Genomic DNA, 20,643 nt, shown 5'->3' on the forward strand with positions numbered 1-20,643 from the left:
GGGGTCCTCCCATTAAAAGGTGTTCATCCATTTGATAGACAAAGAATATCATAACAAAAGAACCGCGTTTCAAAAAGTAAGATTAAGGGAAATAAAAAGCGAAGGGGAGGGGTACATATGATTTATGCAGGACGGATTCAAAACCAGCAGTATTCTCAATACGCAAACCGGGCAGCGGGTTATAAGCCTGATTACGCCGGCATTACGAAAGCGGCCGCCCTCGCCAATGACAGGGTGTACAGAGAGGTGGAGCGCCGCCAGGAAAACACCGCAGCCGCAGAAAAGAAAGTACATGAGGAAAAACGTAAGCGCTCTCTTTCCCGTCTGCCGCAAATCATGGGAAAAGGCCGGTTAATAAATCAATACGTGTGAAAAAGCCCGGATATATCCGGGTTTTTTTGAGTCGTATATATGAAAGATGCGGAAAGGAATGATTCAATTTGAGAAAGCTTTCATTATTAATTGCGGGGTTATTTCTTTTCGGCCTCTTTACTCCCGGAATGAAACCGGCAGACGCGGCGGAGGGCTCCGCAGCAAAAGGTGTCACTCTCACACAGCTGGCGCCGCATGTCTGGATGCATACAAGCATCGGTACGGCAGACGGAAGTCCCGTCCCTGCGAACGGATTGCTTCTTGAGACTTCCAAAGGAATCGTACTGATTGATACTCCGTGGAATGACAGTCTCACAGAGCAATTAATGACACAAATAAAAAAGCGGTTTCCCGGCAAAAGGATGACCGATGCCATTGTGACACACGCCCATGATGATCGTATCGGCGGTCTGAACACCCTGTACAAATACGGTGTAAAGGTGCACAGCACGAAGCTGACCGCCGACTTCGCCCGACAGCAGGGATATGACCGGCCGCTCGGAGATCTGAAAAACGTGACAAAGCTGCAGTTTGGCGATATGAAAATTGAAACGTTTTATCCGGGAAAAGGGCATACGGAAGACAATATGACCGTCTGGCTGCCTGAGGATAAGCTCTTATTCGGCGGTTGCTTAATCAAGGCTTTAGAAACAAAGGAAATCGTGCCTACTCCCGGCTTTTATCCGGATCAGTGGCCGCGCGCCGTCCGCAAAGTCATGAAAAGATATCAGGACATCAGCATTGTCGTTCCGGGGCATGGCAGTCCGGGGGATGACCGTCTGCTGCCGCATACGATAAGCCTTCTGAAAGAAACGTAATAAAGAAGACCGGCGCTCCCATTACGGAGTGCCGGCTTTTTTTATCTCTTCCTGATTTTCATAAAACTGAGGAAAGCAAGTGCAAGCGCCAAAACGGTATATCCCGCTATCGGCCAAATATGCTGATGAAAGGAAGAATAATCTCCGGTTATGACTTCCTGGGCCAGCTCGATCGAGTGAACAAACGGTAAGGCATAAGCGATATGTTTGAATGTGTCACCGAGCAGGCTCACCTCCATCCAAGCCCCGCCCAGAAATTGCACGAGTGTAATATAAATCGTTCCGATACCTGAAATTTGTTTGTCCGTAAACACAGCCCCTAAACATAAACCGAAGAAAACGGACATCATCGCAATCGGCAGCAAGACAGCGATACCTGCGAGAAGATTCATCCACTCGGCGGATAAACCGGCAGCCGCTGCTGCGATAAAACAAATGACGATCTGTAAAATGGCTAACGGCAGCATCGGCAGTGCATAACCGATGACATAATCGGCTGTTTTTAAAGGAGAAGCAAACAAACGGGTCAAAAGGGCGGTCTGTTTGTCTTTTGCGATCAGCAATGCAGAGAACATTGTAAGGAAAGCAAAACCGAAAACAATGAGTCCGGGTGCTAAGTGCTGAATTTTAAAGGTATCAAGCGGCGCATTTTTTTCAATCGCCGTAAACAGAAACAATAGAATAACAGGCAGTGCGATTCCAAGAATAATAGATAGGGGGTCACGAAAAATTTCTTTGCGGTTGCGAATGGCGAAATCAAGCATAAAGACCCGCCTCCCCGTCACAAATCGCTAAAAAGGCATCTTCAAATGTGGCTGAATGAGTTTGCTTTTTCAGAGCCTCCGCCGTACCCAGTGCTTTTAAAGTCCCATTTTCTAAAATGCAAATACGATCTGCCAGGGCTTCAGCCTCTTCTAAATAGTGTGTGGTTAAAATAATCGTCATGTCACCCTTTAATGCCTCAAGATTTTTCCACAACTCGCGGCGTGAACGGACGTCCAGCCCTAATGTCGGCTCATCTAAGAAATAAATATCCGGCTTGGTGATCATTCCCATTGCAATGCTGAGACGGCGCTGCATTCCTCCTGATAATGTTTTGGTTTTTGCTCTTTCTTTCTCTTTTAATTGAAACAATTCGAGCATCTCATCTGTTCTTTTTTTTGCTTCTTTTTTCGGAATTCCGTAGACTCCGGCTATAAACTCTAAGTTTTCCCGTACGGTTAGATGAGGAGCGATGGCTGTTTCCTGCGGGGACATATTCAATTTCGGTTTTATTTTATCCAAATCAGTCAAAATACTGTGTCCAAGCACTGATGCATCACCGTCATCCGGAGAAAGGAGTCCGCAAAGCATACTGATTAATGTCGTTTTTCCGGCTCCGTTCTCACCGAGTAAAGCGAAAAATTCCCCTTTCTCAACTGAGAACTCAAGACGGTCAACGGCGGCGGTTTCTTTATAATGTTTCGTTAATTGCTTCAGCTCAATCGCGTGCATTTACTCATCCTCGCTATCTGCGTCGATTTGCTTAGCGTTTAAAATATCTTTTGCAAACTCGAAAAAGAGTTCTTGTTTAACAAGTGCGATACCTTGCTGGTCATCCCCGAGCATAAGCAGTGAATCCCCCGGATTTATATCAAAAACATCTCTTGCTTCTTTAGGAATGACAATCTGTCCTTTTGTGCCCACTTTAACAGTCCCGAAAATGTGTTTTCCTTTTGGTGCCGTCATGTTTATCCCTCCGAAAAATGAATTGTATTTTTTGTATGAATTGTAATACTTCGTATACTAAACATACATTGATCTTCCATAAAATTCAATAAAATTCATGAAATAGTTTTATTTTCATAAAAAAGCACTCCTGCCATATAACAGGAGTGCTTTTGATTTTATCGTTTGTGTTCCTTTATCATTTCCAGATGGGGGATGCCCGCATCGAGAAATTCTTCGCCGGATGTGACGCGGTATCCTTGTTTTTCGTAAAACGGAACCGCCTGCGTCTGCGCATGTAAGATAAAGCTGTCGGCGCCTTTGGCTGCCGCCGCTTTTTCAAGCGCCTGCATAATGATGGCTCCGACGCCTAAAGAACGATGGCTTTTCATCACGCAGATGCGCTCTAATTTTCCATGCCCGTCTTTCAAGCGCCATCTGCCGGCTCCGACCGGCTGGCCGCCGTCATATATGACTATATGCTCTGACGTGTCTTCGAATTGATCAATCTCTTCTTCTTCCGGAACGTGCTGTTCTTTAACAAAGACCTCTTTTCTGACGAAAAAAGCGTCGTTCAGCTGTTTTTCAGTTTTTGCGATGATGGATTCCAAACAGTTATTCTCCTCCGCCTAATAAAAATGTTTCGTACACAGTCCATGAGCCGTTATCCAGCTGATAGAGCAAGTGAAAACGGTCGATGACTTCTTCGTGGGAAATGTCCAGCATTTTCAGCTGTCCGAGTACGTCGGAATGTTCATCTGACGACAGCTTCTGGCCGACCGTGACATGCGGAACGAAGCTGTATTCCGGCTCGCCGGATAATGCTCCTGAGTAGCATTTCTCACTCAGAGATTTTAATTCCTCCGTCGGCTCTGCTTTCATATATATCACATTATTCACAGGAGAAAACGAGCTGTATTTTGTGATTTTCAGAACGAGCGGATGCGATTCTTTCGCCGTCTGTCTCAGCTGTGATACGACCTGCTCGATTTCCTGTTCTGTCGCTTCAAACGGATCTCTTAGCGTCAGATGCGGCGGAATGAGCGCGTAGCTCGGGTCGTAGCGTTTCCGGTACGAATTTGCGAGATCCTGTAATTTTTTTGATGGAAATAAAACAATACCGTATTTCATGAAAGTTCCCTCCTTAAATGAATGGTTACAGCATTTTTTTCAGCGCCGGCGTGATGAGCGGCTGCCAGTAGGTCCATTTATGATCCCCGTCGAAGGTTTCATACGTGTATTCAGACTGTTTGCTTTCCAGCAGCTGTTTGAGCTCTTCGTTCGGCGCGGTGAAATCAAGAACCTGGCCGTCTGTCGTGTGAACGCCGGTTTCTTTTTCTCCGATTTGATGATAAACGGAAATCTGTTTGAGATCCTCCGACTGCCGGACGGCATCCAGCACGTGCCCGTCAACATACGGAGACTGCATGATGACGTTTCCAAACATGTTCGGATAGTCAATCGCCGTCATGAGCGAAACGGTTCCGCCGAGGGAATCCCCGATCATGGTGCGGCCGTATCCGACTTGATAAGTCGGGTATTCTTTGTCGATAAAAGGAACGAGCTCATTTGCGATGAATCGCTTATATGAGGCGAACTTAGACCCTTCTGGATGGTATGTGTTTCTTCGCTCCCGCACATTTTTATAAGGGACGCCGATAATGATGCAGCGGTCAATTTCCCCTTTTGACATAAGCTCTTCCGCCTGCCGCCCGATTCTCCCTAATCTGAAATAATCATGGCCGTCCTGAGCGATGACCGTATGATATTTATACAGGGGGGAGAAGGTGGCGGGCAGGTAGACCAAAACGGTCATTTCCTCTTCAAGCTCATGGGAGAAAAGTTTTTTCTCATGAATGATTCCGTTTTTTGATGCCACTTCGCATTCCTCCAGGCCGCTTCTTGTCTTGATGGTTTTTTCCTATTGTACCATGAATTATTAGAAATTTCTTTCTTCAGATGCACTTCTTGCGAGAGTTCAGATAAATAAAAAGTTATTGAAATTCATTTTATAGTGCGTTAATATAGAACAATCAGAAAATACAAAACAATATTCTTATCACGAGAGGTGGAGGGACTGGCCCTTTGAAACCTCAGCAACCGGTTTGCTTTGCCGCGGGAAGGCAAAGTGCCAAGGTGCTAAATCCAGCAAGCGATTCACATGCTTGGAAGATAAGAGGAAGAGAAAAGCTCCTTCTTCTTATGAAGAGGGGGCTTTTTTATTTTTGAAAAAGGATGGTGCTTACTGATGACGCAGCATGTTGATACAAAATTAGCCCAAATCGGAAATAGAAGCGAAGAAGCAACGGGAACGGTCAGTCCGCCGATTTATCTGTCCACCGCTTACCGCCATAGAGGAATAGGAGAATCTACAGGTTTTGACTACGTGCGCACGAAAAACCCGACACGCCAGCTCGTTGAAGACGCTATCGCCGTGTTGGAAAACGGTGCGAGAGGCTTTGCCTTCAGCTCGGGAATGGCAGCCATTCAAACGATTATGGCTTTATTTAAAAGCGGGGATGAATTGATTGTATCCTCCGATTTATACGGAGGCACGTACCGTTTGTTTGAAAACGAATGGAGAAAATACGGCTTAAGCTTTATTTACGATGATTTCAGCGATGAAGACTGTTTACGCTCCAAAATAACGGAAAACACGAAAGCGGTATTTGTTGAAACACCGACAAACCCGTTAATGCAGGAGGCGGACATTGAAAAAATCGCCCGGATTACGAAAGAAGCCGGCCTGCTTTTAATTGTGGATAATACGTTTTATACCCCGGTGCTCCAGCGCCCGCTTGAACTGGGAGCGGACATCGTCATTCACAGCGCCACAAAATATTTAGCGGGGCACAATGATCTCCTTGCCGGTCTTGCTGTCGTAAAGGATGAAGAGCTCGGCGAGATCATGTTTAATCACCAAAATGCGATCGGAGCCGTTCTCCCGCCGTTTGATTCGTGGCTTTTAATGAGAGGGATGAAAACACTCGGACTCAGAATGCGCCGTCATGAAGAAAACGCCCGTGAACTTGCGGAATTTTTAGAACAGGAAGAAGAAATCGCCGACGTGTTATATCCCGGAAAAGGCGGGATGCTGTCTTTCCGGCTGCAAAAAGAGGAATGGATCAATCCGTTTTTAAAGGCGCTGAAAACGATCTGTTTCGCAGAAAGTCTCGGCGGGGTGGAAAGCTTTATTACATACCCCGCGACACAGACGCACATGGACATTCCGGAAGACATCCGTATCGCAAACGGCGTCTGCAACCGTCTGCTGAGATTTTCAGTGGGCATTGAACATGCAGAGGATTTGAAGCGGGATGTAAAGCAGGCATTACAGCAAGTAAAAGAGGGGGCCGTGTCATATGAGTAATCACAATTGGACGCTGGAAACCCAGCTCGTGCACAATCCATTTAAAACAGACGGAGCCACCGGAGCCGTCAGCGTCCCGATCCAGCATGCTTCCACATTCCATCAGTCTTCATTTGAAGAATTCGGGACATATGACTACAGCCGCTCAGGCACACCGACAAGAGCAGCGCTTGAAGAAACGATCGCAGGTCTTGAAGGCGGAACGAGAGGTTTTGCTTTCAGCTCAGGAATGGCGGCGATTTCGACGGCGTTTCTGCTCTTATCCCAAGGCGACCATGTTCTCGTCACGGAGGATGTGTACGGCGGAACATTCCGCATGGTGACTGAGGTTCTGTCCCGTTTCGGAATCGAACACACCTTTGTCGATATGACGGACACAGAAGCGGTCGCCCGCGCCATCCGGCCGAACACGAAAGCCATTTATATGGAAACGCCGTCAAACCCGACGCTCGGCATCACGGATATTAAGGGCGTCGTCAAATTGGCAAAGGATCACGGCTGTCTGACATACCTTGACAATACTTTTATGACGCCTGCTCTGCAGCGGCCGCTTGATCTCGGCGTAGATATCGTGCTTCACAGTGCGACGAAATTTTTAAGCGGCCACAGCGACGTGCTGTCAGGCCTTGCCGCCGTAAAAGATGAAGAGCTCGGCAATCAGCTGTATAAGCTGCAAAATTCATTTGGAGCGGTGCTCGGCGTTCAGGACTGCTGGCTCGTATTGAGAGGCTTAAAAACATTGCAGGTCAGACTGGAAAAAGCGAGCCGGACGGCTGAGCGGCTGGCTGCCTATTTTGACGGGCATCCCGCCGTCAAAAACGTTTACTATCCCGGCCTTGCCGGACACCCGGGAGCCGATACCCATAAACGTCAAGCGAGCGGAGCGGGCGCCGTCCTGTCCTTTGAATTGGAAAGCAAAGAAGCCGTCAAAAAGCTGGTCGAAAACGTATCGCTTCCGGTATTTGCCGTCAGCCTCGGCGCCGTCGAATCCATTCTCTCATACCCTGCAGCCATGTCGCATGCCGCCATGCCGAAAGCAGAGAGGGAGAAACGCGGCATTACAGACGGCCTTCTGCGCCTGAGCGTCGGAGTCGAAAACGCCGAAGATTTAGAGCGGGACTTCGAACAGGCATTGAAAAAAATAACCCCTGCCCAAGTGAGATCATAAACGAAAAGGGCGCCGTCAATTTTGTGACGCGCCCTTTTTTTATTTTAGATAAAAAAAGTGTTGACGAATGAGAAATCAGGATATATAATTATAAGTGTCAGAGAGACAACAACATACCCAGCAACACATACATATCATGATTCCGTAGCTCAGCTGGGAGAGCGCTACCTTGACAGGGTAGAGGTCGCTGGTTCGAGCCCAGTCGGAATCATCAAGGTTTTCAGCGTGTTGGACACTTACTCGTGTCACACTGGAGTCAAAAAAAAGAGGAGTCACAATTTAATGTGATTCCTCTTTTTGTTTGCCTTGTAAGATGCCACTGATAAATGTGGAAGCATCCTTTTGCATGTTTGGCATTAAATGCGAATAGGTGTTAAGCGTAAGATTCTTTATGCCCTAACCTTTCTTGAACGACTTTAGGATGAAACTTTGTTAACAGTAAGGATGCATGAGAGTGTCTAAGGTTATGGAATGGGATATCAGGTAAATCAAGCTGCTTTAAATAAGCTTTGAACTGTCTTAAAAGGTTTCTTGGATTGATTGCATTCCCTGTATCTGTACATACAACTAAATCTCGGTCTGTATAGAGTCCTCCGCATAAACTTTTCTCTTTCAGTACACGACTTCTTTGTTTCTTCAGTATATGGATATCATGCTCTGATAAGTCGATGGTGCGTGTGCTTGTCGATGATTTTCCACCGTATTTTGTTTGGCCACCTGAGTGTTCTAGTGTTTGAACAATTCTCAAAACGCCATTATTGAAGTCTATATCCTTGAAACGCAAGCCTAAAATTTCACCTTGTCTAAGCCCGAAAGAAATCGCTAACCAAAATGCGATATAGTAACGACTGTTTTTAGTGTGATCCAGGAATAAAGACATCTGTTCCGCTGACCAAACTTCAACTTCTTTACGCTTAACTGATGGCTTCCTAACTTTTTCAACTGGGTTCTTTTTAATAAACTCATCTTGGACAGCTGTTTTCATTACATTGTTGAGTACGTGATATATCTTCTTTATTGTGGCAGCCGATAAGCCAGCATTAACTAACCTTGTTATAAATGCTTGTACCTTTTGAGTTGTTATATCGCTTAGTTTCATGCTTCCAAAGGCGGGGAGTATATGATTTTTCAAATTATAATGATAAACCTTTAGAGTTTGGTTGCTTACATCTGGAGTTTTGATGTTAAGCCAATACTCAACCAATTCCTTGAAGGTTGAATCATTATCTTTAAGAAGATCCCCAGAGTGATATAACTGGAGATCTTCTCTTAATGCTTCTTCTGCATCTTTCTTTAACTTGAACCCACTTCGTTTACGCTGCTTCCGTCTGCCGTTCTCATCTTTCCCTATATCAAACACATAGTACCAATTGCCGTTTCTCTTATCTTTTTTTACTGATGCCATTAATCGTTCTCCTTTTTATTTTTACCAGCTAGGGCGCTCTCCCCATCCGGTATTGCTTTTTTCGTAACCTTCTTTTAATGCACTGATAACATGTTCCTTAGCATCTTTATTGAACTAATTTCACCTGTTACTTGAACAGCAAAAACAAGTCGAAGAAAAGAAAACAATGCTTAAAAATGAACAGTACACACTGGAACTAGAAAAACAAAAGATATTAGACCATATTGAAGTAGCTAAAAAAGCAGGGGATGACACTAAAGAATTAAAAGCCCAATTACAAATGAAAATTCAGGAACTTGATGCCAAGATTAATCAGATCGCTATCTTAGATAAAGATAAGGAAACAATCCAAAATTCCATTTCTGAGCTTAAAGAAACGCTTAAATTTGAAAAATATATTACAGACGATCTTAAAGAAGAACTTTCAGTTTTTATTCTGGAAGGAGAATGGTCGAATGATAGCCTATTTGATGAAACTGAACTTTATGAAAAGAGCATAGAGGAGATGGAAAAGAGAAATGCGCCACCAATTAACATTACCTTAGATGTAGTTAACTTTTTCAATTGTCTTTCTGAATCTCATAACTGGGATAGGTGTTCACTTGGCGATACTGTTAGAATCAGATCAGAAGAACTGAAGACTGATGTGAAAGCTCGACTTGTTACATTTAATTTTGATTTTGCTCAAAAGACAATGGATGTAACAATATCAAATGGAAAGAAGATTAAAAGCGATTTTGAAACCATCAGTAATATGATGTATACATCTATAAAAACAAACACGGATTATAACAAAAGAAAAATTGACTGGGAGAATGCAACTGAAAATTTCAATATTAGGAATGACAGAATAGCTGTAAAACCTAACCCTCCAATTATTAAAAGAGACGGCACAGCTATATCTCATACAAACAATGATGATGGATCAGTAGATATCACAATAGAATGGGATTATCCAACTTCTAATGAAGACAAGTATAATATTGATGGATTTGAATTGTATCTATATTCTAGCAACGATAAGGATGAATATGTTTTCGGTTCAAAGATGGCCAGTGAAGACCTGAAGAATGTAAAGTATGACAAACGAGCTGCAGCGTTCACAGGGTTGCCCTCTAATAAATACTACACCATTGGTATTCAAGCCTATCGAAGAGTTGATGCAGATATAGAGATAACTCAATTCATTGGATCTGACATCGTAAAATCCCTTCACCCAAACGAAAACCCCTACCTCCCTTCTTCTACTGTAGAGGTGAGTGGAAACCTTAATGGAAAAGTAAACAATTTGTATACTATATCATCAGTAGCGAAGCCTGAAACTCCAGAAGCGGCAACGATTTGGATCGATCCAAAGACTAATAAACAAGAGCTTTTCAATGGTGAAGAGTGGATTGTGTCTTCTGCGGGCTCGGCTGATTCATTAAATGGTTACACGGCTTCAACACTGTCCACGCCTAATTCAATACCTGTACGTAATGACCAAGGAATCATTACAGGTTCTATAGATGGGAACGCTGAGTTTCTTGGTGGTAAACCACACTCAGAATACGCGCTATCCTCGGATGTTCCTCAGTTGGCTAGAGGGACATATGTTGGTGATGGAACAATTAGTAAGCAAATATCACTGCCTTTTACTCCAACACATGTGAAAGTGTGGCCAGTGTCTTCTAATGATTCCATGTTATTAATTGATGAGACAGGAGGTTATACGTATCAGGTAAATGAAATGGGAATATACCTGGTTGGAGGAAACTCTACATATGGAATTATAAACGAACTTGGGTTTATAGCAGGCTCAGACGGCAATCAAAGAGGGAATAAATTAAATACAAAGTACATCTGGGAAGCATATAGGCATGTACATTAAACAGGCGTATCCTTATTGGATACGTCTGTTTTTTGTTGGAATAGTGAGTGAAATAACCGATAATAAGTAAAGATGGGAAGGGGAGGTTAATTTGTCAAAAAAGAAAATCATACTTCTAATATCAACACTTAGTGTTGTGGCAGTTGGTATTATTCTAGCTATAACAATTCCGATGTACATAAACAGATTAGACACCAGTAATTTAGACTCAATTGCCGAGAAAGTGGGAAATGATAAGGGAGTCAAGAAAAACTTTAATCAAGTGTGGATGTCTAAAACCGATAAATCCAATGATAAAGTATACGACTTATCTTTAGCAGCTAAACCATCTTTTACATCGCTATCAGATAAAGAAAAGTTGCTTACAGTGGGTGAAGCAATGGAAGTAGCTCAAAAAAACTCTAATTTTAATAAAATAAACTGTGGAAAAGATAAGGTTTGCTCAATCAGTCGTATCTATATTTTGCCGGATAAAAATGATAAAGCAGTCAGTTATGAAGTTGCTTATGATCCATTAAATACCCCTGAAGAAAACACTTTACTAATAAAAGATCGTGTAGATGATAATCCTGAATCAACTGGTTTCCAAAGAAGAGAAGTTACATACAGCGAAAATGATGAACAACAGTCTGAAGATGAAGAATATCAAGAAAAGAAAATTGCTATTGGCATGACCAAGCAGGAAGTTATCCAACTTAAAGATTGGGGCAGACCTATGTCTATTAATAAGACAACGACAGCATCAGGAATAAACGAACAATGGGTTTACGGCAGCAGATACCTATATTTCGATAATGGAGTATTAACAACAATACAAGAATAAAACAGCTCTATCCTTAACCGGATAGGGCTTTTTCTTTCGGACATTTGAGTCTAATCTGAAAATAGACCACACAATAAATAGACCCCTCACAAATAACTGTGAGGGGGTCTTTTTTGATTTACAAACTATTTTAAAGGAAGTATATATTAGTGTAATAATTTAAAGGTTAATAAAAAAGAGCAGGATTAATTAATCTGCTCTTTTTGTGTGATTAAATTATTTTTTATAGGGACGTCGATTTAAAATAAAATTCAAAACTGATGCTATAATAAGTACAATTGCACTGACAAAGATCAACATTATCCCCTTATCTTTATCAAGTGCTATTCTCCCTACTAGAATAGCAACTATAAATATCAGAACGAAAAATATATTTAAACCCTTATACAGATTCATACGAATCGCCCCTTTAAAGTTAATTAATTTTCATCTCTAACTCTGACAGTTTGCTTCCCTTTATAGTTCGTTCGTTCATAATAAACTGTTTTAATTCTGAATTTCTTGTTGGATTTCGGGCTTCTTTTGATGTATGTTTTGAACGACAGATTTCCATGATACATCTCCCTATAACTATATGCAGCTCCACCTAAAAAAGATGCTACAGCTCCTGGTGTCCCACCAAAGAAACCTACCCCAGCAATTACAATACCTCCTGCATAAGAACCAGCTCGTCTGTCCGGATTTTTATAATACAGTTTGTAGTTTTTGGGAAGAGTAGATTTCGACATACATTTATAAGCTGGATAACAAGCTTCAGCCTTTTTTGTTTCGGTAAATGTCCCAGAAACCAATAGAGTTAGCACAAAACCTAAAGCAATGATTATCTTGACAACTTTTTTCATTTTTACCATTCCCCCTTTATTTTTACAATTGAATACTAACATTAAAAAAGAGGGGATTAAAGTCCTACAACCTTAAAATAACATTAAATTAAGCACATAATAAATAGGAATATATATTATCAGATGAGAATTATTAACTGTTCCTCTCTTCTTATTCTCATCCATTACAATTTCGATGACTAATCTAAAGTGTGACCTATTTTAAATCAGTTTTTTAATCGACTTTCAACATCAAATAATCGCTTATTCAATAGCTCTGTCTTATTATCTACGTTCTGTATATGTTTAAGGTGAGCCGCAATATCTTTTGGCTGATTCTCTTCCAGGCGGTCTAACTTAACGTTAATCTGATTAAATTCCTTCTTTGTTTCTTCTCTAAAATCATTTAGCTCAGACTTAATGCTTTTCACTTCTCTTGAAAGTTCGTATATTGCTTGTAAAATTTTATCTTCCATCCCGTTCACCTCTCCGTACAGTATAACAGCAATTGCAATACTTTTGATTGTCCGAAATTTGTTACCAACGAATATTTCAATGGTTTTGTTTAACGAATTTTAAAAAAATAAAAGCAATACTTTTGCTTAAGACTCTTTAGGGTCATCCTCTACAAACTCTACAACTTCCTGAATTGGACAATCAAGGTACTCGCAGATCTTGTGAATTACAGAAAGCGCTACATACTCATCTTTGTTTAATTTGGCCATTGTTCCAGGAGCTAGACTCAAGTTCTGTTTTAAATCCAAATTCGTTTTGTCCTTCAATATCAATGTCACCTTTAATGGTTTATAACTTAATTTTAATGGTTTCATATTTCAAGATCACCTGTTTATAATTCAATTTCTTGAAGTAATTATAACACATATTGAACGTGAAGAATAAAAAGTCTTAATAAAATTGCAAGAAAGTGTTGACTTAAAATCGCATAAGTTGTAATCTTAATTCAAGAAGTTGAAGTGATGATAAAATAAATTGGACGTAAGGAGCAACAATTTGAAATCAACAGCTGAAAAAGAAACTAAGCCCTCAGGGCAAGTTGTAATCAAAAAGAGAACCTTTTTAGGTGAATTCAAGCTTGAAGATTACATTGACCAACAATTCAAAATTGCACTGAGACAATGAGGAGGCCTTGAATTGAAGCGAATAACCATTCGTAGAAGTGATTTGGGTGACTTACCAGCAATGTTGTTTTACAAGCAATTCGCCATTTCTGGCGAAGATGGTCAAGTACATCTGTATCAAGTCCTTAAAAGGAAGGATGGAAAATACGACAGTATCCATTCAGTATTCTTGGCGGAAGACATCAAATACAAAAACCTCAGAAGCTTAACCAATGCAGTAATTGATAAGTTGCTCAGTACACGATTATGGGATGCTCTCATTGACAATAGGGAGCTTGTTACACTGGAAGGCTATCAGATTCTTGATAAAAACAATACTTACTAAAGGGGATAACGACAATGCAAATTAACCGTCACACTGTAGGAACTAACGTAGCAAGCTTAGGGGCAATCACAAACGAACAGCGTATCGAGGAAATGACGAATCATTTCAACTATTTTAAAGGGAAAATGTTCGAAGAGGAAAACAACTTCATTGAAACATACGACGATGGGAAACCTAAAAAGCGTCTCAGAATCTTCACAGATATGACAATACCGGTTTGTGTTGAACTTGATGCGAATGATCGGAAAGACGGAATAGCAGCGTTAGTAGAAGCAGGAGAGATGGGTGTTAATTTCCCTCATATCATGTTGGATATGGGGGGGAGGTAAAACAGTTATTCCAACTGTCACTGACAATGTGTTTTGCATAGATGAAAAAGCAACTGTAGTAGAAGTGGAAGACGATGAATAAGACGGATTTACATAATGAACGGTTCTGTCAGGTTGTATTTGGGGGATTGATCGTAGTTATACCAGCTTTAAGCATACTGTGCATAGCGTGGTTTGGGTGATTAGGAAGAGTGTCACCAGCACTCTCCTAATCTGATGGGTTAGTACACTCCCATTGTATTTAAACATAACAATTTAATCAAGGGGATAACTGAAATGAAAAACACATACACCACTTATGAATTTAAAGCATATGATAGTTGAAATAATTTGTTGAAAGAAAGGTTTACATGCAATTACAATGATCGCCTTTATTCAATCATAAAGTGGATTATCAAGAAATGTCCTACCGTTGATGTGATTGAATGCATGGTATCTGAAGTCAGTGACCTTGCTTTCTTAAAGAGTGAGTATGTCGATATCTTCACGGTGTGGAAAGCAGACGATTAAATAGACAGAGAGGACGGGAGTTAAAGTCCCTGTCCCCTATAATCTCAATTTAACTGAATACAGTCAGTCTATACTCCTGAATTAAGGTGTTGTCTTTAGTGATGCCTTTTTTCGAAGGCTCCAATATGGCGCCATCGCCACTTGTGGCAACGAAAGAGACTGCCGTGGAATGCGCTAACACACGTAAAACTTGACAGGGTAGTGACTCAGCCGACGCAAAAAATGAGGATAGGATGCCTTCTGTGTTTCCCTATTTACACATGCATCTGAAAGGCGAAAGCTGCCATTAAGTGCTGACGAAGGAAGGGTGTATCGTTTCTGACGATGCAGGACAAGCCATAAGTATCAGGGCTCAGATTTGAGCTTTGAGAACCTGTTAGGGACACTTGACACAGGAGGCTTGTTTGGGGAATAACCAACGGCAAATAGGGTGAACACACGGATACCACAAGTTGATATACAATCAAGTTTCAGTCGCCTGCCTGAGTTTGTTTATTTTTTTACAAGCAAATTCAGGCAGACAACTCGTACAGCCGTTGTCCACAGTCTCAACCAATCAAGCAAAAAATCAAAAGAAAAGTCAAGACAAATAACAAAAGTTTTGATGATGAATGGAGGTTAAAGTGATTGAAAGTGACTGTAACCAAGAAGGAGCACGAGGACTTAGAAATGTTTCACAAGATGATGGGAGATAAGAGGTTAACAATATCACAACGAAGACAGGCGAGAATACGGTACGATATGATCTATAACCAAGCGAAAAGAAGAACGCTACTGAATGAGTACAAGGGGCGTTTGTGAGGTTCATAGTGAACCTGGCAAGGTGTAGTTCATGATGAAGCTCTGTCACTCCTCAATTTTGAGGAGTCCCCAACTTTGGGGGCTGAGACTATTACCAATTGTAATAGTTGGGAGGTCGTACCCAAAACGTATACGACCTTATATCACTCATTGACAAATTAGCAACGACTCAATCCACGACCACAATAAGGTCGTAGACAAAATAACCACGACCACAATAAGGTCGTAGACAAAATAACCACGACCTCGGTAAGCTCGTTGGTAAAATAACAACGACCTGATGGAAACTATCTTGCCATCAGCTGTGACGAACAATATTCAGTGCAGGTCAAAGTGAAAACCGGTTTTAACAATTGAAATACAAAAAAGCCGGATGTTTATAACCCGACTTTTTGAGAAGAATCAAACACTTTTCTAACGTACAATCAATGTAAATAAACCGGCAAGTATTATAATTGCTCCACAAACTGTAATAAATGTTCCATTTTTTCGTTGTTCTGATTTAGCTGTTATTATCCCTCTGATTAGATAATAAAGGCCGACTAATATTAGAGTCCAATAAAAGAAAGCGCCATTTAAGGTAAACCCTAATATGAGAAATAAAAGAACCAATGCTAGCGATGTGTAATGGAAAAGTCTGAATGTAAGATTAGTCATTATAAACCTCCTAGTTTAAATTATCCTTAAAATACAAATAATGGGTTGAATTGAGCTGAATAAACCTCCAGAATTGTTAATTAATAACAAAAGGAGGTATTAATTTACCATGAAAAAGATTGTCCTTTCAAGTGTTGCTGTTTTGACTGCTGTTACAATTTTTAGTCCTGTTTCAGATGCAAAAGAACGTCAAGCCCCAAGCGCAGTTGTCCAGAATGTTGAACCGACTTATGAAACTGAATCTGTAGATTACAACGGAACTACGTACACTTTTTCTGAAAGAACTGTTAATGATGTAGTTGAGATTATTGTAAATGATGGGGAAAAAACAGACAAGATTCAATATGACCAGAATATTGGAAAACTTGAAGTTAATGGCGAAGTGGTGAATTATGAAGAGGCTTCATCACCTATTGAACAATTGGCAAATAAAAACGATACATCGGCTGGGATCTTGAGAGATCAATGGTCAGGCTATAATAATAGTAAAGGTACTTATAGTACGATTAGTGCCAGTGTTGCAGTTCTTGCCGCAGTCTTTATGGCTACTAGTATGAAAACAGCTAAAAAGGCGGCGGCCGTTACAGCAGCAGCTGGTGTCATTGCTGCTGTAAGTAGTGTAAAGACTACAGTTCATTGGAGTAGATTAGATTATAAGTTGATGAATGCCAAGAAGGGGCAATATGAGCGTAGATCAGATACATTTTTTACAAACTATAAACATAATCATCTTTTCAAGACTTCTTGGCTCTGGAAAAGAAAATTAAAATAATCCTTTTTTGCTCATGAATTAGTGAAATCAATTTAAGCTATCGAAAGTTCACTTTCAGGAAACTTGGAGAGTGGACTTTTTGTGAACGAATCGTTCAGTTGGTGTTTTCGTGTCACCACGGAGTCACACAAACATTTTAAACTACTTAGAAACAACAAATATCAATCAGGAAACTAAATCCCATGAACCCTTATATGGCAAGAGTTTAGGCAACTATTTAGGATTGTTAAAGATTAATCAGAATACGTGTCTCGTCCTTGACAGGGTAGAGGTCGCTGGTTCGAGCCCAGTCGGAATCATACCCAAAACCCTTGCATAGCAAGGGTTTTTTAATTTCCCTTAATAAAACCGGTTTATCAAATTCGCAAGTTGTTGGCGAACTTGATTTTTCGGCTCGGAATTTATGGTCCGTATCTCTTTTTAGGGTCAAAATTGTAGAAAAGTTCAGCTAGTGATGCCGTCAAGTAGATTCAAACCGCACTGTCGGTATTGCATTTCTATCCGGATAAGAAAGCCGAAAAATTCGGTATCAATATAAAAAGGCCCTCCATAAAATGGGGACCTTTCAGTGTTTCTTTTAAATAGCCTCTTTTAGTTGTTCTATTACACTTTTTAACCATTCTATAGGCGGTAAGCCAATTGTCGGGAAATATATTTCTGCATTACACTTTATAATGTCTTCCTTTTCTTCTTTAGTTAGATCGCTATTTAGAAACTCTTCGCAATACTTTACTGTAAATAGCAAACCTTCTTTACTAATTTCCTCAATAAATTCGTCTAAGGCGTGTTCAGGGGATTGGATATCTTGATGAAATGTTGCACCTAAAAAATTTTCTAATTCATCTAAGAAATCATACCTTTCATCCATGATACTTCCTCTCTTTCTATTTGGTTGGATATCCTGTAAGAATAAAGTTACCGTTATTATCTTTTTTGAGTATAATTTTTGCGTTTGTGACGTTTTCTACTAGTTCTGAATTTCTTGATACACTTTTGCCGATTATTTCTCCATCGCCCTTGTATCTTAACATTAATTTAGGTTTTTTAGGATCATCAATCCAATTTTCGATTTTCTTTATATTTTTTGAATCGTTTAAAACTGAATTAGCAATTCTTTCAGCGGTAGCCCTATCTTTAAAAGTAGATGAAGCTGTAATATGTGGGTTAGGATCAGTTTTCAGTCTTTCTATTAATTCTTTATCTGTTTTCCCAACATGTCTTTCTATAAGATGCCCGCCTTTTGCTTCATGAGCAGCTAAACCTCCGCCAGGTGCGAGAGGGGTACTATCACCTTGTTTGACATTACCTATGGCTTTGTTGTTAGAATTTTCAGATTTCATGAGCGCATTTTCTTTCTGATCTTCAATAATACTTTTCAACAAAGGCGTATTCTTCACATTGTGAGTATTTTCAATATCCTTTGCTATTCCGGCAAGCGCGGGTTGGTACTTATTTTTCGAAACGGAATTGATATAGTCTTTTCCTTTTTCAATCCCTGTTTTTACATGTTTTGCAGCCGCTTTTTCACCGGCTTCCAAGACGTTATCCACTTTGGCGGCACCTGTTTTGGCGAGCTTGCTTGATACTTTTACAGCTGAGCCGGAACCTTTTAGTCCGACGATGCTTATTTATTGATTTTGTCATCATTCATCGAGGGGCGAATTGGGGACGGAACTGCTTTTTGGGCTAATTTTGAAGTACATTCGCTGTATACTGCAAGGGAGATAAACATCGCCTTTAAGGCGGCGGTCTTTGCCGAAACCTGTTCATTTCAGAGAAATACAGAAATTTCGTATCACTGAACGGCTAAAGTGATAACGATCAGCAGCTGGTTAATCCAGCTGTTTTTTTGTATTTGAAAAACGGAATATTTAGTTTTTTATGGCAAATACAGCGGCACTCCGAAAATCATTCACAATACAGGAAATGACGCATGCGGCCGCCATTGAAATCAGTTATATGTCGGGTAACAGCGAATCGACAAGCTATCATTTTGCCGTCGATGATAAAGAAGTGATTCAGGGGGCTCTTCATCTGAAGGCAAGAAAGCATCCTTCCTCTTGTCTTCCGGTTTTTTAAAGTTGAAAACCCATTAAAATCCGAGGGGAGAGCATAAAACAGATTCGAACGGCGCTGTCGCCCTTCATTATAGCGAAAGAACTTCGGGATTGATGGTGCATATGGAGCGAAGACAGCGAATGCAGTAATTCGATTTCAATTGATGACTGGATTAAAAGCTGATGGAATTTATGCGCTTGAACCAAAGTAAAACTTGAAGTGTTGTTAAAATAAGCGGAGACCCTTTCCTTTTTTACAGACTCTCTCCCACACTGACAAGAAGAGGTTTGTGTTAAAGCAAAATCTAAGAAATTAAACCCAAAAAGATTGCAACGACAAGCTTCTAAAGAGATGAAAAATATCGGGATATCAACTAAGGCATAAAAAGCGATAAAACAGGAGCTTGAAACAAGAAAAAAAAAACAACTGAATAGAAAATAAAGAGAAAAAATAAAGGAACAAAAATATTTAATCAGAAAACAAAAAGCAAAAGAAAAGCATAGGGGCAGATTGAAAAGTTGAGCGGCATCAGTTTTTTGCTTCGGACTGATTTAGAGAAAAAGAAGTATAAGTCAGAGCCCTTCTCAAGACGAGGAGGGTTTTTCTGCAATTTATTCAAATACACTTACATCAGTAAATGCGGCTGAACGTTTCAGTACGATTCAGCTCATGTATGGTTTGAAGCCAGACGGCATTTACGGACCAAAAACGAAAGCGAAATTGAATTAATAAAAGAAGCCCTTCTTATAAGAGGGCTCTTTTTCTCTAACTATGTTGTTTTAAGATGTTTTTTAATTTGTTCAGTGACTTGCTTAAGCCATTCTAATGGAGTTAAATCATCTTCAGGAAAGTATATACCATCCGCTGCTTCCTCTATAAATTCATTCTTGTCTTCTTCTGAATGATCACTATTTACAAACTCAGTTAGTGCTATTAAATCTCTTTCTTTTAGTTTTTGAGATGCTTCATTTAAATATTCATCAAGTGCATCTTCCGGAGACTCTATATCTTGGTGGAAATGTCCACCGAGAAATCTAAATACAGGATCAGAAACTTTAATTTCAATCATTATATATCACCTCGTTGGGTAGCCTGTTAGTATAAAGCTACCATCTTCATTTTTCTTTAATACTATTCTAGCATTAGTCATATCTTTAACTTCATTTGAACCTTTACGAACTCCTCTACCTATAACTTCGGTTCCTCTATAAGGTAACGGTAATGGATCATTAACATCACTTTTTAACCACTCTTCAATTTCCTTTTTATGTTTAGTTAATGTTTCATTAGCGACTCTTTCTGCAGTTGGCCTATCAGTGAAACTAGAAGAGGCCCGTATCTTCTTGTTTATCTGTAGCCTCTGTAATAACTCTTCATCAGTCTTACCAACATGTCTTTCTATAAGGTGTCCGCCTTTTGCTTCATGAGCAGCTAAGCCACCGCCTGGTGCGAGAGGACTGCTGTCTCCTTGTTTAACACTATGTATGCCGCTATTGTCAGAAGACACAGATTTTCTGAGCACACTCTCTTTCTGATCTTCAATAATACTTTTCAACAAAGGCGTATTCTTCACATTATGAGTATTTTCAATATCCTGTGCTATTCCGGCAAGTGCGGGTTCGTACTTATTTTTCGAAACGGAATTGATATAGTCTTTTCCTTTTTCAATCCCTGTTTTTACATGTTTTGCAGCCGCTT

General features: G+C 40.5%; 24 protein-coding genes, 1 tRNA gene, 5 pseudogenes and 1 riboswitch. Of the genes and pseudogenes, 15 read left to right on the forward strand and 15 right to left on the reverse strand.

Annotated elements, in window-relative coordinates; genetic code table 11:
- Nucleotides 1-117 precede the first annotated feature (117 nt).
- Nucleotides 118-372, forward strand: coding sequence for a hypothetical protein (locus tag AC1RRX_RS04765; protein WP_020955647.1), 255 nt, complete (start codon nucleotides 118-120; stop codon nucleotides 370-372).
- A gap of 68 nt (nucleotides 373-440) precedes the next feature.
- On the forward strand, nucleotides 441-1,190 hold the full coding sequence (gene bla / locus AC1RRX_RS04770) for a subclass B1 metallo-beta-lactamase (protein WP_094032352.1): 750 nt from the start codon (nucleotides 441-443) through the stop codon (nucleotides 1,188-1,190).
- A gap of 41 nt (nucleotides 1,191-1,231) precedes the next feature.
- On the opposite strand, the gene AC1RRX_RS04775 is transcribed toward bla, so the two are convergent.
- The 6 genes from AC1RRX_RS04775 to AC1RRX_RS04800 all read right to left on the reverse strand — a co-directional run bounded on the left by AC1RRX_RS04775 (nucleotide 1,232) and on the right by AC1RRX_RS04800 (nucleotide 4,776).
- Nucleotides 1,232-1,954: an ABC transporter permease gene (locus AC1RRX_RS04775; protein ID WP_144464040.1), complete on the reverse strand. Its 723-nt coding sequence runs from the start codon at nucleotides 1,952-1,954 to the stop codon at nucleotides 1,232-1,234.
- The gene (locus AC1RRX_RS04780; protein WP_007409079.1) at nucleotides 1,947-2,684 is read right to left on the reverse strand and encodes an ABC transporter ATP-binding protein; all 738 of its coding nucleotides are present in this window, start codon (nucleotides 2,682-2,684) and stop codon (nucleotides 1,947-1,949) included. Before AC1RRX_RS04780 ends, AC1RRX_RS04775 begins: the two co-directional genes overlap by 8 nt.
- Complete coding sequence (locus AC1RRX_RS04785) at nucleotides 2,685-2,918, reverse strand: AbrB/MazE/SpoVT family DNA-binding domain-containing protein (protein WP_003154973.1); 234 nt, start codon at nucleotides 2,916-2,918, stop codon at nucleotides 2,685-2,687.
- A 158-nt stretch (nucleotides 2,919-3,076) separates the two neighbouring features.
- A complete protein-coding gene (locus AC1RRX_RS04790; RefSeq protein WP_012117312.1) occupies nucleotides 3,077-3,508 on the reverse strand; it encodes a GNAT family N-acetyltransferase in 432 nt (143 codons plus the stop codon).
- A 4-nt stretch (nucleotides 3,509-3,512) separates the two neighbouring features.
- On the reverse strand, nucleotides 3,513-4,028 hold the full coding sequence (locus tag AC1RRX_RS04795; protein ID WP_007409076.1) for a YjcG family protein: 516 nt from the start codon (nucleotides 4,026-4,028) through the stop codon (nucleotides 3,513-3,515).
- A gap of 25 nt (nucleotides 4,029-4,053) precedes the next feature.
- Nucleotides 4,054-4,776, reverse strand: coding sequence for an esterase family protein (locus AC1RRX_RS04800; protein ID WP_007409075.1), 723 nt, complete (start codon nucleotides 4,774-4,776; stop codon nucleotides 4,054-4,056).
- Nucleotides 4,777-4,950: 174 nt separating this feature from the next.
- A riboswitch (SAM riboswitch) is annotated at nucleotides 4,951-5,076 on the forward strand.
- A gap of 69 nt (nucleotides 5,077-5,145) precedes the next feature.
- On the opposite strand from AC1RRX_RS04800, the gene AC1RRX_RS04805 reads away from it, so the two are divergent.
- From AC1RRX_RS04805 to AC1RRX_RS04815, 3 genes are all read left to right on the forward strand, one after another.
- Nucleotides 5,146-6,267, forward strand: a complete 1,122-nt coding sequence (locus tag AC1RRX_RS04805; protein ID WP_032871212.1) for a methionine biosynthesis PLP-dependent protein — start codon at nucleotides 5,146-5,148, stop codon at nucleotides 6,265-6,267.
- A complete protein-coding gene (metC, locus tag AC1RRX_RS04810; protein ID WP_119027005.1) occupies nucleotides 6,260-7,435 on the forward strand; it encodes a cystathionine beta-lyase in 1,176 nt (391 codons plus the stop codon). Before AC1RRX_RS04805 ends, metC begins: the two co-directional genes overlap by 8 nt.
- Nucleotides 7,436-7,573: 138 nt before the next feature.
- Nucleotides 7,574-7,646: transfer RNA gene (locus AC1RRX_RS04815), tRNA-Val, on the forward strand.
- A gap of 162 nt (nucleotides 7,647-7,808) precedes the next feature.
- Here AC1RRX_RS04815 and AC1RRX_RS04820 read toward each other — a convergent pair.
- Nucleotides 7,809-8,840 carry a site-specific integrase gene (locus AC1RRX_RS04820; RefSeq protein ID WP_237436952.1) on the reverse strand — a complete coding sequence of 344 codons (1,032 nt, stop codon included), beginning with the start codon at nucleotides 8,838-8,840 and terminating at the stop codon, nucleotides 7,809-7,811.
- Nucleotides 8,841-9,006: 166 nt separating this feature from the next.
- Here AC1RRX_RS04820 and AC1RRX_RS04825 point away from each other — a divergent pair, with 166 nt between their 5' ends.
- Together AC1RRX_RS04825 and AC1RRX_RS04830 are read left to right on the forward strand one after the other, a co-directional pair.
- Complete coding sequence (locus AC1RRX_RS04825; protein ID WP_237436951.1) at nucleotides 9,007-10,710, forward strand: DUF7359 domain-containing protein; 1,704 nt, start codon at nucleotides 9,007-9,009, stop codon at nucleotides 10,708-10,710.
- Between the two features lie 91 nt (nucleotides 10,711-10,801).
- A complete protein-coding gene (locus AC1RRX_RS04830) occupies nucleotides 10,802-11,533 on the forward strand; it encodes a hypothetical protein (RefSeq protein ID WP_144464039.1) in 732 nt (243 codons plus the stop codon).
- A 419-nt stretch (nucleotides 11,534-11,952) separates the two neighbouring features.
- On the opposite strand, the gene AC1RRX_RS04835 is transcribed toward AC1RRX_RS04830, so the two are convergent.
- The 3 genes from AC1RRX_RS04835 to AC1RRX_RS04845 form a co-directional block, all read right to left on the reverse strand.
- Nucleotides 11,953-12,375, reverse strand: a complete 423-nt coding sequence (locus AC1RRX_RS04835) for a hypothetical protein (protein ID WP_033574533.1) — start codon at nucleotides 12,373-12,375, stop codon at nucleotides 11,953-11,955.
- 206 nt (nucleotides 12,376-12,581) lie between these two features.
- The gene (locus AC1RRX_RS04840) at nucleotides 12,582-12,830 is read right to left on the reverse strand and encodes a hypothetical protein (protein ID WP_015417238.1); all 249 of its coding nucleotides are present in this window, start codon (nucleotides 12,828-12,830) and stop codon (nucleotides 12,582-12,584) included.
- 126 nt (nucleotides 12,831-12,956) lie between these two features.
- Nucleotides 12,957-13,184 (reverse strand): helix-turn-helix domain-containing protein, encoded by a 228-nt coding sequence (locus tag AC1RRX_RS04845; RefSeq protein WP_144464038.1) that lies wholly within the window; start codon nucleotides 13,182-13,184, stop codon nucleotides 12,957-12,959.
- 181 nt (nucleotides 13,185-13,365) lie between these two features.
- Between AC1RRX_RS04845 and AC1RRX_RS04850 the strand changes: the two genes are divergently transcribed.
- The 3 genes from AC1RRX_RS04850 to AC1RRX_RS04860 are packed head-to-tail and all read left to right on the forward strand — an operon-like array spanning nucleotide 13,366 to nucleotide 14,147.
- Entirely contained in the window at nucleotides 13,366-13,494 is a 129-nt protein-coding gene (locus AC1RRX_RS04850) for a hypothetical protein (RefSeq protein WP_256683769.1), read from the forward strand.
- Nucleotides 13,495-13,506: 12 nt separating this feature from the next.
- The gene (locus AC1RRX_RS04855; protein WP_144464037.1) at nucleotides 13,507-13,818 is read left to right on the forward strand and encodes a hypothetical protein; all 312 of its coding nucleotides are present in this window, start codon (nucleotides 13,507-13,509) and stop codon (nucleotides 13,816-13,818) included.
- Between the two features lie 14 nt (nucleotides 13,819-13,832).
- Complete coding sequence (locus AC1RRX_RS04860) at nucleotides 13,833-14,147, forward strand: hypothetical protein (protein WP_237436950.1); 315 nt, start codon at nucleotides 13,833-13,835, stop codon at nucleotides 14,145-14,147.
- A 1,725-nt stretch (nucleotides 14,148-15,872) separates the two neighbouring features.
- Here the strand turns inward: AC1RRX_RS04860 and AC1RRX_RS04865 are convergent.
- Nucleotides 15,873-16,115 (reverse strand): hypothetical protein, encoded by a 243-nt coding sequence (locus AC1RRX_RS04865; protein ID WP_101293889.1) that lies wholly within the window; start codon nucleotides 16,113-16,115, stop codon nucleotides 15,873-15,875.
- A 109-nt stretch (nucleotides 16,116-16,224) separates the two neighbouring features.
- Between AC1RRX_RS04865 and AC1RRX_RS04870 the strand changes: the two genes are divergently transcribed.
- Nucleotides 16,225-16,887, forward strand: coding sequence for a hypothetical protein (locus AC1RRX_RS04870; RefSeq protein ID WP_014417662.1), 663 nt, complete (start codon nucleotides 16,225-16,227; stop codon nucleotides 16,885-16,887).
- Nucleotides 16,888-17,464: 577 nt separating this feature from the next.
- On the opposite strand, the gene AC1RRX_RS04875 is transcribed toward AC1RRX_RS04870, so the two are convergent.
- Both AC1RRX_RS04875 and AC1RRX_RS04880 read right to left on the reverse strand, forming a co-directional pair.
- On the reverse strand, nucleotides 17,465-17,755 hold the full coding sequence (locus AC1RRX_RS04875) for a contact-dependent growth inhibition system immunity protein (RefSeq protein WP_015417243.1): 291 nt from the start codon (nucleotides 17,753-17,755) through the stop codon (nucleotides 17,465-17,467).
- Nucleotides 17,756-17,771: 16 nt separating this feature from the next.
- Nucleotides 17,772-18,512 (reverse strand): annotated as a pseudogene (locus AC1RRX_RS04880) (RNase A-like domain-containing protein); the annotation flags it as partial.
- Between the two features lie 285 nt (nucleotides 18,513-18,797).
- Between AC1RRX_RS04880 and AC1RRX_RS04885 the strand changes: the two are divergent.
- The 4 genes and pseudogenes from AC1RRX_RS04885 to AC1RRX_RS04900 form a co-directional block, all read left to right on the forward strand.
- Nucleotides 18,798-18,912, forward strand: a pseudogene (locus AC1RRX_RS04885) (N-acetylmuramoyl-L-alanine amidase); the annotation flags it as partial.
- A 181-nt stretch (nucleotides 18,913-19,093) separates the two neighbouring features.
- Nucleotides 19,094-19,156 carry a hypothetical protein gene (locus AC1RRX_RS04890; protein ID WP_392387530.1) on the forward strand — a complete coding sequence of 21 codons (63 nt, stop codon included), beginning with the start codon at nucleotides 19,094-19,096 and terminating at the stop codon, nucleotides 19,154-19,156.
- A 42-nt stretch (nucleotides 19,157-19,198) separates the two neighbouring features.
- Nucleotides 19,199-19,467, forward strand: a pseudogene (locus AC1RRX_RS04895) (DUF2992 family protein); the annotation flags it as partial.
- 108 nt (nucleotides 19,468-19,575) lie between these two features.
- Nucleotides 19,576-19,674, forward strand: a pseudogene (locus AC1RRX_RS04900) (peptidoglycan-binding domain-containing protein); the annotation flags it as partial.
- Nucleotides 19,675-19,714: 40 nt separating this feature from the next.
- Here AC1RRX_RS04900 and AC1RRX_RS04905 read toward each other — a convergent pair.
- Nucleotides 19,715-20,014: a contact-dependent growth inhibition system immunity protein gene (locus tag AC1RRX_RS04905; RefSeq protein ID WP_144464036.1), complete on the reverse strand. Its 300-nt coding sequence runs from the start codon at nucleotides 20,012-20,014 to the stop codon at nucleotides 19,715-19,717.
- A gap of 6 nt (nucleotides 20,015-20,020) precedes the next feature.
- Nucleotides 20,021-20,643: pseudogene (locus tag AC1RRX_RS04910) on the reverse strand (RNase A-like domain-containing protein); the annotation flags it as partial.

The organism is Bacillus sp. GW821-FHT11D08, from assembly GCF_058808515.1.